The organism is uncultured Clostridium sp., assembly GCF_937920395.1.
GTDB lineage: Bacteria > Bacillota > Clostridia > Clostridiales > Clostridiaceae > Clostridium_AD.
On sequence record NZ_CALEVF010000310.1, the window covers coordinates 1 to 15,491 of the forward strand.

Here is a 15,491-nt window from a genome sequence, read left to right on the forward strand (position 1 = left end):
GCAGAACCAATATGTTGGACTCAAGCGCCTGAATCCTTTAAGGATTTAAGAACTCAGCGTAGAAGATGGCAAATCGGTTTATTTGATACATTATTAAGTTATAAATCTATGATATTTAACCCTAAATACGGAACCATCGGTATGATATCATTACCATATTATTGGATATTTGAATTATTAGGTCCAATTATTGAGTTTCTAGGTTATATATTTATACCTCTAGCTTATCTGTTTGGCTTACTACATTTTGATATGTTTATAATTTATCTTATTATTGCATTTCTACTTGGTTGTACATTATCAATGGGCAGTATATTACTTGAGCAGGTATCGTTTTGTAAATATTCATCACTTAAGGATACAATGCATCTTATGTTATTTGCAGTAATTGAGAATTTAGGCTATAGACAACTTACTATACTTTACCGTATTGAAGGTATTTTTAAATTTAGGAAATTGCGTCATTCATGGGGAACTATAGAAAGGAAACAATTTGTTCCAAGTAATGAGGAAGAAGAGATGTAAAATAAATCAATAATATAAAGGAAATTATCTTTTTATGAAGAATATAACATTTATATTATATATTATATATAATACTTATATTATATAGGGGGAGAATTGATTTGAATAATTTGGAAGTATTAAGAAAAAGAAACTTACTTATGGCAAAAATAATGTGGATAATGTCTTTTATTTATATTGTATTTTCAGTATTAGCTGGGATTGATAAAAAAGGGGTAATTACTATTGCACCGATACTAGTGGGTATAAGTATTTTACTTAGTGTTCTTGTATGGAGAAAAATAATTGAAGATAAGATAAAGTACATAGCTGCAGTAGGACTATGTATTACTCATTTTTTATTTGTGCTTATGTTCCATGATCTTGATGGTTTTTTAATTGCATTTGTAGTTATGGTTGCAATATCCTTATATCAGAGTTACAAGACAACAATACTTTCAGCAATTTTAGTAGACGGTACATTGATATATGGCTTTTTTTCACAAAGTGGAAAGATGTATGGTACGTATAATGACCCATCGGGATTAGGTACTGTACTTGTGGTATTTTTAGTTATATCTATTTTATTTTTTATACAAATAGGTGCAACGCAAAGATTAAATAAACAAGTAGAAGTGAAAATGAATGAAATACAACTTTCAAAAGAAATTGTTGATAATGTGTTAGTAAAACTTCAACTTTCTATTAGCAATTTTGTTAATTTTAGTGAGGAGTTACAAGGGAATGTAAATGCGTCAGGTAAGATTTCTGAGGAATTAGCTTCTGGTTTTAAGGAAATAAGTTTAAATGTTGAAGCTCAAACTGGATTAATAGGTGGAGTGAATAATGAAATAGATACAGAGACTGAGTATATAAAAAGTGTAGCAGCAAGATCAAGTGCTATGCGCTCTCTATCAGAAAATACTTTATCTAAAGCTAAGGAGTGTGGCAATAACATTACTTTCTTGTCAAAGGAAATGGAGAAAGTATCAACAAGTGTAGAAGGGGCAGTTTTAATTACTAAGGATCTAAATTTTAAGGCGGATAATATTGAAAGTATATTGGTAAATGTAACTGCTATAAGTAAACAGATAAATTTATTAGCATTAAACGCAGCAATAGAGGCAGCAAGAGCTGGTGAGCAAGGCAAGGGTTTCTCTGTAGTAGCTGATGAAGTTCGAAAATTGGCTGAGCAATCACAAAGTTCTAATCTTGAGATTTCAAATATTTTAGGGGACATCAAAAGTAAGATAGGAGAAGTATCCACTGAAATTAATGAACTTCAAACCTCAGCGGGCACTAGTAATGAATCTGTAAACAAGGTTATTAAAGCGTTTGAAAGCATAAACTTAAATTCTAAGGAAATGTTAGCTAAGGCATCAGAGGTAGATACTATGACTTTAAAAATAGAACAATCTTCTTCTGGGGTATTAGGCAATATTACAAATTTAGCGGCTACTGCGCAAGAAACAGCAGCTTCTGTTGAAGAAATCTTGGGCGGAATGAATGAACAAAATGTACGGATGGGAAATATCGTAACAAGCTTTAAAGATTTAGAAAAATTCATTGGTGAACTTAGAGCGGTTAAAGCATAAATGAAAGGTACCTATAGCCCAAGGGCAATAGGTACCTTTAAAAACGTTTACTTGAATTATTTACCCCACCAATCCCATTTTGTAAAGGAGTATGGAACAAATCCCATTGGATCAATTTTGTTAAAGTATAACATTTCTCCAGGTTCTAATGTGTTTGTACTAACTGTATACTGAGAACCTATCATTCTTACTACTTCTAGCTCTGCCCATGGATCATGTGGAGAATCAGTAAGTACTACAGTTGCGGTTGCTAATTTATCCTCTTTTACATCATCTATTGCTAATTTTTGTTTTATCAAAGTAGGACTTAATAAGAAACCACATCCATCAGCTGCTTTAGCATAGAGTATGTTATACATATATTCACTTACGCCTTCATTAAATTCTTCTACTTTACCGTCTTTATTTAAATTGCCTGATATATCAGCATTAACTGTAAAAAATTCTATTCCATTACGACTAATTTTACCTATTGCTTTACCATCTTTCACTTCAAAATCTATATTTGCCATTTTCTTTGGAAGTCCACATACTTCTCTTCCCATGGACATTGCCATTCCGTCAGTTATTGGCATGGATAAACAGTATCTACCTACTACTCCATCACACTGTGCAAGGATAAACAAACCAGCTTCTTTGTAACCTGGAGCAAAGCTTGTTTTAGGATAATTGGCTACGAAGGTTGAAACTAATGGTTTGCCTAATACTGGTTTTAATGGAGCTGGAAGTAATTTTGCTATAACTTCTGGTTTGGTTTCCCAAACTGTATTTAATGTCTCAGCACCATAAAATACTGTTTTGCTGCCTTGTAATGATTTTAATTGTTCCATTGTTTTTGTAAAACTATGCATAATATACCCCTCCTAAATTTAAATGTATTATATCTTACTAAAGCATGTATGCTTTTTCAAATCCATTAAGCACTGCATCAACAACTCTACCTGGTTTTAGAACATCTCCTAATAATTCAACAATATCATAATGCTCTTCAACCTGAGTTACTATTTCCTTATTTGATTTAACCCCTAAAGATAAAACTACAACATCGGTTTTTATAGTAGTAACTTTTTTATCTTTAGTGTTTTCAATATCTATTTCACCATCTTTAATATTTGTAAGTTTGCTACAAGGAAGCATTACTACTCCAGCTTTGGCAAGTCTCATACTTATATCAATTACATTAGGCAAATACCCTGAAGGTCCAATTTTATCTGCCATTTCGATTACTGTTACTTTATTTCCTTTTGAAGTTAATAATTCTGCTATTTCAAGTCCTGTCATTCCAGAACCGGCAATCACTATATTTTTATTCTCTAAGACTACTTTGTTTTCTAAAACATCAGTTGAGGTATATACAAAACTCTTGTCTATTCCTGGAATAGGAGGGACTATAGGGTTTGATCCTGAACTAATAAATACTGCATAGGGATTAATTTCATTGATCTTTTCTAAAGTAGCTTTTTCATTTAATCTAACCATTACGTTTAATTTCTTAATAGCTAATTTTTGATATTCTAGGAACCAATCTAATTTTTCCTTTAGTGGAGGTTTAGTAGCTAGGTAGACATTGCCACCTAAACAGTCTTTTTCTTCAAATATTATAGGTACAAATTTTCTAAGTGCTAAAACTCTAGCTGCTTCCATTCCAGCTGGGCCACCTCCAACAATTACTACTTTTCTATCGTCGCCGGTTTTTGGAAAATCTAAATATTCAAGTTCTCGTCCAACTCTTGGATTAACAGCACATTCTATATTCCCACATTTCATAATGCTTTCTATACAGTTCAAACATGATATGCAAGGGGTTATATCTTCCTCGCGACCTTCTTTTGATTTATTACCCCATTCTGGATCTGCTAATTGCGCTCTACCTACTGCAACAAAATCTAAATTATCTTCTTTTAATATAGTTTCAGCCATATCAGGTTTTCTAATTACATCGCAAGCAATTACTGGGATACTAACTGCTGCTTTTATAGCTTTGGCTAAATTCCTTTTCCATCCTTGAGGATATGAGATTGGTTCTATTATTGTAGTAACGGATTCATATGTTCCTGCACTTACATTAATAGCATTTACACCTAAGTTTTCAAGGTAAACTGCTTCCTGAATTGCTTCATCGAGTGTTATACCATCTTTAGTAAATTCATTTCCATCAATTCTAACCGAGATAGGGAAGAGCTCACCACATTTTGCACGTATGCCCATTATTATTTCTGTTATAAATCTCATTCTCTTTTCAAAAGTTCCACCATATTTATCTTCTCTATGATTTGATTGAGGGCTCATAAATTGTGCTACAAGATATCCATGAGCACCATGAATTTCAACTCCATCTATACCAGCCATTTGTGCGAAAACAGCGCCTTTTACAAATTTCACAACTAGACCGCCGATTTCTTCTATTGTCATTTCTCTAGGCATTTCACCAATAGCTGATGACATTATAGGACTTGGCCCAGCTATTTGACGACCATCTATCATCATAGCGTGATTTTGTCTTCCTGGATGTTGTAATTGGACAAATATTTTTGTGTTGTATTTGTGCACTGTGCGAGCCAAAGTTTGAAGTCTTGGGATTTGTTTTAAATTCATTACACTTAATTGATTGGGCATTCCTACCCCTGTTTCATCATCTACTCTAGTTATTTCAGTAATTATTAATCCACATCCACCTTTTGCTCTTTCCTCATAATAACGGATGAGCTCATTAGATGCTTCACCATTGTAGGAAGCTAAATTTGTCCCCATTGCTGGCATTACTATTCTATTTTTTATTTCTAAGTTACCTATATGACCTTTTTTGAAAAGCTTTTCATATTTCATTATAAAATATACCTCCTTATGTAGTATTTGTTATATTCTTTAGATTAACTGAAGTATAACATTTCATAAAATGTCATGCTATGGATTAAAATCCAAAAACACTTATTATCATTGTGCATTATGCACTTATACATAAAAAGTTATATATTTCTTTGTGCACTCATTAGTTTTTTATAAAAACCAATTAATTTATAAGCGTAATATAGTTTAAAACTATTGTCATTCTCATCTAAATTTATTCCTATTAAGTCTGAAATTTTTTCTAATCGATACCTAAGGGTATTTCGATGTATAAACATCTCGTCTGCTGCTTTTGTCATACTGTGATTATTTTTTAGATATATATATAAAGTTTTATATAATTCGGAACTGTTTTTGGCGTCATACTTTTTTAATATATATATGGAAGTGTTATAAAAATCCTCTTTTAGTATTCGGTCTTTTGCCATATAAATAAAATTATAAGGCTGAATATCCTCATGTCTATAAATATATTTTTCCTCTCCTAGAATGTTTCCAACTTCTAGGGCTGCGATTGCTTGCTTATAGTATATATTGCAATCTTCTATTGAAGAGAACTCGCTACTAATTCCCATTCTTAAATTATTTTCCGATAAAAAGCTTTTAATTTTCTCAGTTCTATTTTGACTTCGGACAAACTGGTCTGTATCGTTTATTATTACGATATCTCCATTATAATAAATTGAACTACTCTTTGGAAAAAGATTCAATAAATTTGGATTGAGATATCTAGAATATACAGATTGTTTAAGTTCATAACTTGAAATGTCAATTACTAAAACAAAAATATGAGGACTAAATACCAAAGAAAAATTATCTAATCTTTCTTTAATTATAGTTTTGTTTTTTATGTTGTTTTCTAATAAATCATATAATATTTCTTCACTTAGAACATTTTTGGTATTGTTATAAAATTGTTCTTTTTCTAGTTTCTTTGAAATAATTTCACTTATTAACATTAACAAATCGTAGTCATCAAGGCTTATAGGTTTTGCGCATTCTAGGAGCAGAATATTACCTACGGTTTTACCTTTTACAACTATTTTGAATACAACTTTTTTTGTAGGGCTTACTGGGCAGGTTACTTCAAAGGGCCTCTCTGTTTTTCTTCCTTTTATCAATGCGTCTAATTTCTTAAGTTCGGCAATAAATTCATAAGAGCAATATCCTTTTTTAACATTGTCCATCCATAACAAATCAGTAATATTCTCTAGAGCAGAACTAGCAAGTACTTTGAAACTTAGATCAATAACAATTAAGGGATTGCCAATTAATTTTGAAGCGGTGGCAATTATTTTATTAAGGTCATCTCCTGCGAGCAAAGATTCTAATAGTGACACTTTGAATTTATTGTAAATTACATCACGCCTAAAGAAAGCCCTTACCTCATTATAAATCTCTAATATATCCTCATTTTCATTAAGTTCGATTATTCTTAAGTTATTGTTAATATATTTTCCGAGTATTGTACTATCATCATTCAGTAAAATAAAACAGGCATTACTTATTTTATCCATAGATCCTTTGAAAGTAGAAGTATAACCAATATAAATATAGTTTTCTAAATACATTATTTCTTTCCCTGTAACTAAATCAACATCGATAAATGGATCACCTTGTGCACTGTTAAAGTAAACGTTTTTAGTTTTGGACGTAAAGTATTCACATAAGTGATTAAAAGTAATATTCATAATACACCTCCATTAAAATATAGTGCATTTCGCACAAGTAAGGTACCACAATTTGGATTTATATATATAGTAACAGATTTTTGAGTGTGATATAACTATATTATAGTAAAAACTTAAAAGTGAGGGGAGAAAAATTATGAAAAGTGTAAACGATTTATCAAATATCAAAGGAAAAATAGCGATAGTTACTGGTTCAGCATCTGGAATAGGGCAAGCAATAGCAGTTGGACTTGCCGAAGGTGGTGTAGACATTGCCGGAACATATTCTAGTACCTCATATGAAGAGACAAAAGCACTTGTTGAAGCAGCAGGACAAAAATTTTTCCCAATACATGCGGATGTATCAAAAACTGATGAAGTAAGCAAAATTATACCAGCAGTTCTTAAAGAATATAATAGATTTGACATACTTATAAATGCTGCAGGTATTGAATCACATAATCCTGTTGGTGATAATTATAGTGAAGCGGAATATCAACGTTGTTTGCAAATTAATTTAAATCAAGTTGTTTCACTTATCGCAGAAGCTGGAAAATTCTTTATTAAAGAAGGCAAGGGAGGAAGAATTTTGAACGTATCGTCTATTGCAGGATACCTCGGAATGCGTTCTGGAATGTCTCCATATGTTATTACTAAACATGCAATAAGAGGTGTAACTAGATCATTTGGTCTCGAACTAGCTCCTTATGGAATTACTGTAAATGCTATTGCTCCAGGTCCTATCTTCACTAGCATGACAACAAAACCACCAATGAAAAAATTAATGATGGATAGAGTTGTTGCTGCAAAATGCCCAGTAGGTCGTTGGGGATTCCCAGAAGACTTCAAAGGAATAGCAAATATGCTTTGCTCAGATGCTGGCGGATTTATAACAGGCCAAACCCTTTTAGTTGATGGAGGATATACATTAACGTAAAAAATAAAGAATCACTCTCAAAAGTATATTTGAGAGTGATTCTTTTAGTTTTATCATTTTTAAAGCATAAAAAAAGCACTTGCAAACTTTCTACAAGTGTTAATAAATTATTTTAATAAGTATACAAAAGTCATTCTTCCAATAACTATGGATACTGGTTGCGTTGAAGTTAAACCTGATGGAGTAACACCATCATAAAAAAATAAAGCATTTTTTGTTGGATCAACTCCACTAAGTGCTGATAATGCAGCTTTTAAAGCACTTGCACTAGCAGGTCTATTGATAGCACCATTTTTTACTACAGTAAATTGGTAATTATTATTTGTATGTTCATTAATAACGCCTGAAATTGAATTTGGAAATAAGTTATTCTGTACTCTATTTACAACTACAGCGCCTACAGCAAGTTGAGCATTATAAGATTCTCCTCCAGCTTCTGCAGTTATTAATCTAGATAACAAGTTCAAATCGCTTTCTGTATATCTTATCGATACAGCATTTGATTGCTGGACGGGCGTGGTTTGTGGCGTAGTAGTACTTGTTGCTGTCGTCGAAAGTTTAAGAGTTTGTCCAACATATATAGTATCATTCCATTTGTTATTAGCAGTTCTTAAAGCACTTAATGATAGACCACATTTTTTGGCTATTGTAGACAAACAATCTCCACTCTTTACGGTATAAGTTTTAAGTGCATTTTGAGCTGGAGCTTTCGTTGGAGTTTTAGTCGGCGTTGCTGTAGAACTAGTTGAATTACTAAGCTTGAGAACTTGTCCAACATATATAGTATCATTCCATTTGTTATTAGCTGTTCTTAAAGCACTTAATGATAGGCCACATTTTTTGGCTATTGTAGATAAACAATCACCACTTTTAACAGTATAAGTTTTAACTGTATTCTGAGCTGGAGCTTTAGTTGGTGTGGTTGTAGGTTTAGAACTAGTTGAACTATTAACCTTGAGAACTTGTCCAACATATATAGTGTCATTCCATTTATTATTAGCGGTTCTTAAAGAACTTAATGATTGTCCATATTTTGATGCTATTAAAGATAAGCAATCACCACTTTTTACAGTATATGTTGTCATGGTAGTTGCAAATACATTGTGTGATGTAATTGTTGAAACACCTATGGTTAATATTGATGCTAAGAAAATAGGTTTAAGACTTTTAATTTTGTTCATTGTTTATCCCCCCTTTAAATAATATTTGGTAGTATTGTTGTATTATACCATAATAATACAATAATTAAAAATAATCGCAAATTAGAAATAAATCTTACAATGGTCACGGAAAAAAATAGCAAAATAGTAAATATAATAGTATAATTGCTTTGATAAGATAAAAATAAGTAATTTTAAGCATATATTGTGCTATTACAATGGGGAGGACACAAAAATGAAACGGTGGAAAAAAAATGTTTTAATTATATTTATTATTTTTGTAGTGGTTGTTGTAGGAGGATTTGGTTACGTCTTTTATGACCTTAGTAAAATAAATACTATGAAAATATCAAAAAAAGATGGGGATTTGGGGATTAAAAGCACAGCGACTACAAATGTAGAACAGAGTAATGATGTAACAAATATTGCTTTATTTGGTCTAGATAGAAGAGCCAAGACTGACTCAAGTCGCTCAGATTCTATGATAGTTTTATCTATAGATCAAAAACATAAAAAAATAAAAATGTCATCACTTATGAGAGATTTTTATGTATCAGTGGATGGTCATGGTCAAACAAAGCTTACACATGCATATGCTTATGGTGGAGCACAACTTGCAATTAAAACTATTAATAAAAATTTTAATTTGAACATTAGAGATTATGTTGCTGTTGATTTTTATGATCTTGAAAACCTAATAAATGCTATTGGTGGAGTAACTATTAATGTTCAGCAAGATGAAGTTCCTTTAATTAATAGTTATATGCAAGAAACTGGTGGAATTGAAAAAGAAGCAATAACTAAGATTACAACTACTGGAAAACAAAACTTAAATGGACTTCAAGCTGTTGCGTATTCAAGAATACGTTATACTGCTGGTGACGATTTTAAGAGAACTGAAAGACAAAGAACTGTATTAACAGCTATGATTACAAAACTTCAATCAGTAGGAGCGACGCAGTTTCCATCTGTTGTTAACAAACTTTTACCCTACACTGAGACTAGTATGAATAGTGTAAATTTGATAAAACTTGGTACAAAAGTTATTGCAACTGGTACAACAACTTTGGAACAAGAGAGATTCCCAGTGGATGGTTACTGGTCATCACAAATGATCAATAAAGTGTATTATTTGGTGGGAAACATTAAGGCTACAACAGATCAACTTCATAAATTCATTTATGATGATGTAAAACCTAAATAATATAAAAAAACTCTCCGGTTGGAGAGTTTTTTTTATATTATATAACTATTAATAAAATCATCAAATACATTAATAGTTTCAAATTTATTAGTATTTCTAACATCTATTTTAACTTTTTGATTAGTAAAAATTAAGGTTTTATTTATTTCTGATTGCACTTCTACTTTAATTAAGTAACCTGTAATAGAAAGGTTTGTTTTAGTAAAACTATGTAAGTATAAGCTGTCTTCATATAAATCTACAATAATAATATCACGCTTAATTTCATCAAAGTATTTTTCTATTTCTCCATTAATAAAAGTATATTTTATTAGAGGACTTATACTGCCAGATTCATTAAACGGCTTAATTACTAAATAACTATCATCTACCTCGTTTGTAGATCCATTTGACATTATTAAATTTATGCTACTATCTTTTTTCTTTAAATCCTTATTCTTAATCAAGATTGATTCAATAGTTTTACAATCCTTAAGAGCTTTGTTGACTTTAAAATAAAAAAGAGTCTTTTTGAAAAAAGAAGAATTGACATTTTTATATGTTGGTATAATTTGTTCACTCACAATGAGGCCCCCCTAATACTTATGTTATGTACAAGTATAAATCGATTTCATTTATAATTGGACATAAACAAACTTATAAAGTTTATAGATAACTTTATTTATACTATAACTTTATTTATCAATAAAAACATATTTTACAATTTTATTGTATAGGTTATGGTCAATTATGTCAAGAAAATTTATATGTGGCGTGTTCAGGGTATAGAAGTCATTCAAATAGAGGCTATTGCTATATTTTGGGAGAAATCATAAAGTAACATTATTGCAGAATTAGTCACAAATTGTAACACGATAATTAAAGGAATACAATAGTTAATAGTGTAATATGGTAAAGATAAGTTGGGTTTATACGAGTTATAATAGTAAACCTTAGATTGTAATGGAGAAATTTATAAAAAGATGGTTTTTAATAATGAGATAAAATAATATACTTACTTTTTAATGGTTCTAAAATTTGGGGGGCGTGATAAATGAGGAGAGTAACTACGAAAGTAATAGCAATAACAACAGTAGCAGCGGTGTTATTTATAAGTACCAGTGCTTGGGCAATTACTAATAAAATGAAAGATTCATCTGAAAACAAGACTAATTTAGCAAGTGGAGTAAAGGCAACAGCAGTTGATAATGACAATAGCTTAGCTAATAAGAAAAGTGATGAATTAGCTGCTAATGAAGCTAAAGCCAAAGCTAAAGAAAAAGCGGATTTACTAGCCAGTGATAAAGCAAAAAAAGATGTACTTGCAAAAGAAGCAGAAATTTTAGCAAAACAAAATGAAGCAGCAAAAGCAGAAAAAATTGTTTCAGATAAGGCAAGCCAGGGAGAAATATTAGCAAAGGCGAAAGAAACTTTATCAAATCAGTCAAAAGCGATAGCAAAACTAGCTGAAGCTAAAAGAGTTGCGACAATTGCTGCAAATAGAGCAGCAGTTAATAGGTCAAATACAGCTTATGCAGCTACAGTAGCTGCAAATAAGGCGGTACAAGTAAGGGCGACTAATCTTGCTAGAACAAGAGCAGCTAATCTTGCTAGAACAAAAGCAGCTAATTTAGCTAGGACAAATGCAGCTAATAAAGCAGCTACAATAGCTGCAAATAAGGCAGCACAAGTAAAGGCGACTAATCTTGCTAAAACAAGAGCAGCTACATTAGCTAGGGAGAAGGCTAATTTGGAAGCTAAGACTGAGGCTGCTAATAACGCTAAAATAGAGGCGGATATGAAAGCTGTAATAAAAGCAAAAGAATTGGCTGATAAACAAAAACAAGAACAAGAATAAAATTATATAGAGAACGGTAATTAAGAGGGGGAATATGAGTGTTTTATAAAAAAATTTTTACTAGTTTATTAGTTTTTTTAATGGTATTAAGCAATATTGTTTTTACACCAATGACTGCTAAGGCAGTAACTGACGTAGCACTACCAATATTAAGTAGTATGAGTGTAGACAAGATATCTGTTGTAGCTGGAGAAAGTGTTAAGGTAACACTAGGGGTTACTAATAGTGACGGTAGTGGAATAAAAGATGTTACTATTTTTTATCGATCGCCTTTAACAAATAAATCAAAATCTATAAGTATGAAGAATATTAGTGGAGACATATATGAAGGTACTTTAAGTTTATCTAGTATAGATGAAATTGGTACATGGAAAGCTACTTATGTTAGTGTAACTGACAATTTAGGTAACGCTAAACATATAGATAATTCAAACATATATCCACTTTCTTTAATCAAACAAGATTTGAAACCTCTTAATTTTGAGTTAAAGCAAGTAGATACATCAATTAATCCTCTATCTCAAACATGTGTTACTCAAAGCGAGGAATGGTCGACTAAAACAATAAATGGAGATTTATATATTGGACCAAATTCAATATTAACAATTAATGGGTTGGTTACAGTAAATGGTGATGTATATGTTTTGGGTGCAATCCAGAATTATGGTAATTTAAGCGTTACTGGAACTATACATGCAATTCAATATAATACAGTGGCATCCACTTTAAAATATGGTACTGTAGTTACGTTAGGTGGAACAATTTCAATAGGTTCAATAAAAGCTTCAAATGATCCAATAGATATTCCGCTTAAGATATACGAAGCAGATAATAAAAATGCTTTAATAGCTAAAGAAGGAAAACTTAATATAACAGGAGCAACTCTACCAATAGCTGATTTATATTTAGATGATACAAAAATAGATTATAATGTTAACGGAACCTTTAGTCTAAGTTTAGATGTTGCCAATAAATCATCAATAACATTTCAAATAATTGATATTTTGGGGAATAAAAAAGATGTAAAATATACTATTAACAATCTCGCAAGCAAAGTCTTTTTTAATTCAACTCAAGGGTCATTAGTAAATAATCAGGTAATTGAATATAATGCTAATGCTGTAAAACCAGCAGATCCAATTAGGACAGGCTACACATTTGGTGGTTGGTATAAAGAAGCAACATGCTTAAATACATGGAACTTCACTACTGATAAAGTAACAGTAGATACTACAATTTATGCGAAGTGGACAGTGAGCAACTACACAGTTACATTAAATAGCCAAGGTGGAAGTGTAGTAAGTAATAAAAGTGCAACGTATAATAGTTTAATAGTAGCGCCAGTTTCACCAACTAGGACAGGCTACACATTTGGTGGTTGGTATAAAGAAGCTGCATGTTTAAAGGTATGGAACTTTACTACTGATAAAGTAATGACAAATACAACAATTTATGCGAAGTGGACAGTTATTCCAAATGGAATCCCAACAGGGTTAAAAGCGACATCGGCTTCATATAATAGTATTAATGTTAATTGGAGTACAGTAACTGGAGCGAGTGGGTATGCTATTTACAGAGCATTATCAAGCACTGGACAATATACTTGGATGTCAGAGACTACAAAAACTAACTATCAAAGTAGTGGACTTACTACAAACAATACCTATTACTACAAAGTTAAGTCATATAAAATGGTAGGTAAAGCTAAAGTGTATAGTGGTTATTCAGCTATGATAAGCTCAAAACCAATACTGCTTGCACCGACATCAGTAAAAATAGCAGCATCCTTATATAATAGTATTAATGTTAAATGGGGTAGCGTAGCTGGAGCAAGTAAATACGAAGTTTACAGAGCGACATCAAGTGTTGGTAAATATACGTTAATATCAACAACGACTGCAATAAGTTATACCAATAGTGGGCTTACAAGTAATAGTGTTTATTACTTTAAGGTTAGAGCATATAGACTTATAGGTTCTGTTAAAGTGTACAGTGGTTATTCATCTGTGTTAAGTGCAAAACCAATGCCAGCTACACCAACAGCATTAAAAGCAGCAGCTACCTCATACAACAGTATTAATATTAGATGGAATGCTGTTTATGGAGTAAGTGGATATGAAGTTTATAAAGCAACAGGGAGTAAAGGTTCATGTACTTTGGTGTCAACCACTACTGGTGTGAGTTATAACAGCACTGGACTTATGACAAATACTAGTTATTACTATATGGTTAGAGCATACAGGCTAAATGGTAATGTTAAGATATACAGTGGTTTCTCAGCTTTAGTAAGTGCAAAACCAATACCAGCAACTCCTGTAAATGCCAAGGCTACTAGAATTAGTTCTAAAAGTATTAAAATTACATGCAACGCTGTATCTGGAGCAAATGGTTATGAAGTATATAGAGCTGCTTCAAGTAGAGGAACTTATGGGTTATTAGCAAGAATGACAAATTCTTATTATACAAATTCAAAGTTAACAGCAGGAAGAACTTATTATTATAAAACAAGGGCATATAGAGTTGTTGGGAAAACAAAAGTATACAGCAACTGGAGTGCCATAGTACATGCAAAGGCATAGATTATAGAATAATAAAGAACAAACGTTCTATTGGACTATAAAAATAAGGATATCGAATTCGATATCCTTATTTTTTATATTTTCCTATAACAGCGGATATTACTACAGCTAAACTAGAGATAGAAATATTGAGATCCTCAATTTTCTTCTCAAATCTAACTAGTAGATATATACTCACACCTATAGGGAAGCCAACTGTATTAACCAGTTTAATTAATGCATCATACATGCATAATCACCTCCCTCACCATTACATGATATATATATGAGTTTAATATTGTTTTTGTGGATATTATAGAATTAATTATATAAATAGCGATTTTTGTGTTTTTTTATTGAAAAGATGTTTAATAGTAAAAATGATGATATAATATCATGAGAACTAATTATGAGAAAAATGAAGAAGAGGTGTATATTGTGAAAGCTTTAGGAAAATGGAAAAAGCCGATACTCATACTAAGTGATGCAGTTTTAGTTAACTTAGCATATATATTAGCTTTCTATTTTAGGTATAACTATAGAAATTTCAAGTTTTATTCAAGCGATTATAAAGAGATAGCAATAATAGTAACAGTTATTTACATAGCGTGTTTTTATTTATTCAAACTTTATGAAAGTCTGTGGAGTTATGCAAGTGTAGATGAATTTATGTTGGCTATTGGCGCTTGTATTGCTGCAGATATTCTAACCATTGCATTTGTTAGAATTATCGGTCATCCATTTACATATGGAGTAAGTATACTTGCATGTGCTTTTAGTATTCTATTCATACTTGGGTTTAGGATGTCTTTTAGAGTCTATGAAAGATTTTCGGGTATTTTGAATTGTAATGTAAGTAAGAATGATAGAAATAGGGTAATGGTAATTGGAGCTGGGGCAGCTGCAGCTATGGTTATAAAAGAAATGAAAAGCAGCAGCCAAGCTAAGTATACTCCTGTAGCTGTAATTGATGATGAACCTTATAAAAAAGGTAAAATCATAATGGGAGTAAAGGTTTTAGGAAATAGAAAAGATATAATTTCTATTGCAAAATCAAATGATATAGAAACTATTCTTATAGCTATTCCAACTATAGGAGACGATGATAAACAACAAATACTAGAAATATGTAAAAAAACAAAATGTAAAATAGAAATTATTCCAGGTATGTATGAAATA

The 15,491-nt window shown here is 31.3% G+C and carries 13 protein-coding genes; 7 read left to right on the forward strand and 6 right to left on the reverse strand.

Going from position 1 to position 15,491, the window contains the following annotated elements:
* Together Q0649_RS19400 and Q0649_RS19405 are read left to right on the forward strand one after the other, a co-directional pair.
* Positions 1–525, forward strand: a 525-nt coding sequence (locus Q0649_RS19400; protein WP_298845789.1) for a glycosyltransferase family 2 protein, incomplete at its 5' end; no start/stop codon positions are given.
* 101 nt (positions 526–626) lie between these two features.
* A complete protein-coding gene (locus tag Q0649_RS19405; RefSeq protein WP_298845790.1) occupies positions 627–2,099 on the forward strand; it encodes a methyl-accepting chemotaxis protein in 1,473 nt (490 codons plus the stop codon).
* Positions 2,100–2,155: 56 nt separating this feature from the next.
* On the opposite strand, the gene Q0649_RS19410 is transcribed toward Q0649_RS19405, so the two are convergent.
* The 3 genes from Q0649_RS19410 to Q0649_RS19420 form a co-directional block, all read right to left on the reverse strand.
* Entirely contained in the window at positions 2,156–2,950 is a 795-nt protein-coding gene (locus Q0649_RS19410; protein ID WP_298845792.1) for an acetoacetate decarboxylase family protein, read from the reverse strand.
* Positions 2,951–2,987: 37 nt separating this feature from the next.
* Positions 2,988–4,925: an NAD(P)/FAD-dependent oxidoreductase gene (locus Q0649_RS19415; RefSeq protein ID WP_298845793.1), complete on the reverse strand. Its 1,938-nt coding sequence runs from the start codon at positions 4,923–4,925 to the stop codon at positions 2,988–2,990.
* 140 nt (positions 4,926–5,065) lie between these two features.
* Positions 5,066–6,637 (reverse strand): CdaR family transcriptional regulator, encoded by a 1,572-nt coding sequence (locus Q0649_RS19420; RefSeq protein WP_298845794.1) that lies wholly within the window; start codon positions 6,635–6,637, stop codon positions 5,066–5,068.
* A 136-nt stretch (positions 6,638–6,773) separates the two neighbouring features.
* On the opposite strand from Q0649_RS19420, the gene Q0649_RS19425 reads away from it, so the two are divergent.
* Entirely contained in the window at positions 6,774–7,553 is a 780-nt protein-coding gene (locus Q0649_RS19425) for an SDR family NAD(P)-dependent oxidoreductase (RefSeq protein WP_298845796.1), read from the forward strand.
* A gap of 107 nt (positions 7,554–7,660) precedes the next feature.
* On the opposite strand, the gene Q0649_RS19430 is transcribed toward Q0649_RS19425, so the two are convergent.
* Positions 7,661–8,734 carry a LysM peptidoglycan-binding domain-containing protein gene (locus Q0649_RS19430; RefSeq protein ID WP_298845797.1) on the reverse strand — a complete coding sequence of 358 codons (1,074 nt, stop codon included), beginning with the start codon at positions 8,732–8,734 and terminating at the stop codon, positions 7,661–7,663.
* 214 nt (positions 8,735–8,948) lie between these two features.
* On the opposite strand from Q0649_RS19430, the gene Q0649_RS19435 reads away from it, so the two are divergent.
* A complete protein-coding gene (locus Q0649_RS19435; RefSeq protein ID WP_298845798.1) occupies positions 8,949–9,917 on the forward strand; it encodes an LCP family protein in 969 nt (322 codons plus the stop codon).
* Positions 9,918–9,949: 32 nt separating this feature from the next.
* Here the strand turns inward: Q0649_RS19435 and Q0649_RS19440 are convergent, their stop codons facing one another.
* Positions 9,950–10,480 carry a hypothetical protein gene (locus Q0649_RS19440; protein WP_298845799.1) on the reverse strand — a complete coding sequence of 177 codons (531 nt, stop codon included), beginning with the start codon at positions 10,478–10,480 and terminating at the stop codon, positions 9,950–9,952.
* Positions 10,481–10,950: 470 nt separating this feature from the next.
* Here Q0649_RS19440 and Q0649_RS19445 point away from each other — a divergent pair, with 470 nt between their 5' ends.
* The gene (locus Q0649_RS19445; protein WP_298845801.1) at positions 10,951–11,754 is read left to right on the forward strand and encodes a hypothetical protein; all 804 of its coding nucleotides are present in this window, start codon (positions 10,951–10,953) and stop codon (positions 11,752–11,754) included.
* 38 nt (positions 11,755–11,792) lie between these two features.
* The gene (locus tag Q0649_RS19450; protein ID WP_298845803.1) at positions 11,793–14,333 is read left to right on the forward strand and encodes an InlB B-repeat-containing protein; all 2,541 of its coding nucleotides are present in this window, start codon (positions 11,793–11,795) and stop codon (positions 14,331–14,333) included.
* Positions 14,334–14,400: 67 nt separating this feature from the next.
* On the opposite strand, the gene Q0649_RS19455 is transcribed toward Q0649_RS19450, so the two are convergent.
* Entirely contained in the window at positions 14,401–14,562 is a 162-nt protein-coding gene (locus Q0649_RS19455; RefSeq protein ID WP_298845804.1) for a YvrJ family protein, read from the reverse strand.
* A gap of 146 nt (positions 14,563–14,708) precedes the next feature.
* On the opposite strand from Q0649_RS19455, the gene Q0649_RS19460 reads away from it, so the two are divergent.
* Positions 14,709–15,491, forward strand: a 783-nt coding sequence (locus tag Q0649_RS19460) for a nucleoside-diphosphate sugar epimerase/dehydratase (protein WP_367179419.1), incomplete at its 3' end; no start/stop codon positions are given.

Excerpts from the sequence above, each read along its gene's own strand:
- Q0649_RS19445 (WP_298845801.1), top strand. The coding sequence starts at position 10,951 with ATGAGGAGAGTAACTACGAAAGTAATAGCAATAACAACAGTAGCAGCG.
- Q0649_RS19425 (WP_298845796.1), top strand. The coding sequence starts at position 6,774 with ATGAAAAGTGTAAACGATTTATCAAATATCAAAGGAAAAATAGCGATA.
- Q0649_RS19415 (WP_298845793.1), bottom strand. The coding sequence starts at position 4,925 with ATGAAATATGAAAAGCTTTTCAAAAAAGGTCATATAGGTAACTTAGAA.
- Q0649_RS19410 (WP_298845792.1), bottom strand. The coding sequence starts at position 2,950 with ATGCATAGTTTTACAAAAACAATGGAACAATTAAAATCATTACAAGGC.
- Q0649_RS19430 (WP_298845797.1), bottom strand. The coding sequence starts at position 8,734 with ATGAACAAAATTAAAAGTCTTAAACCTATTTTCTTAGCATCAATATTA.
- Q0649_RS19455 (WP_298845804.1), bottom strand. The coding sequence starts at position 14,562 with ATGTATGATGCATTAATTAAACTGGTTAATACAGTTGGCTTCCCTATA.
- Q0649_RS19420 (WP_298845794.1), bottom strand. The coding sequence starts at position 6,637 with ATGAATATTACTTTTAATCACTTATGTGAATACTTTACGTCCAAAACT.
- Q0649_RS19435 (WP_298845798.1), top strand. The coding sequence starts at position 8,949 with ATGAAACGGTGGAAAAAAAATGTTTTAATTATATTTATTATTTTTGTA.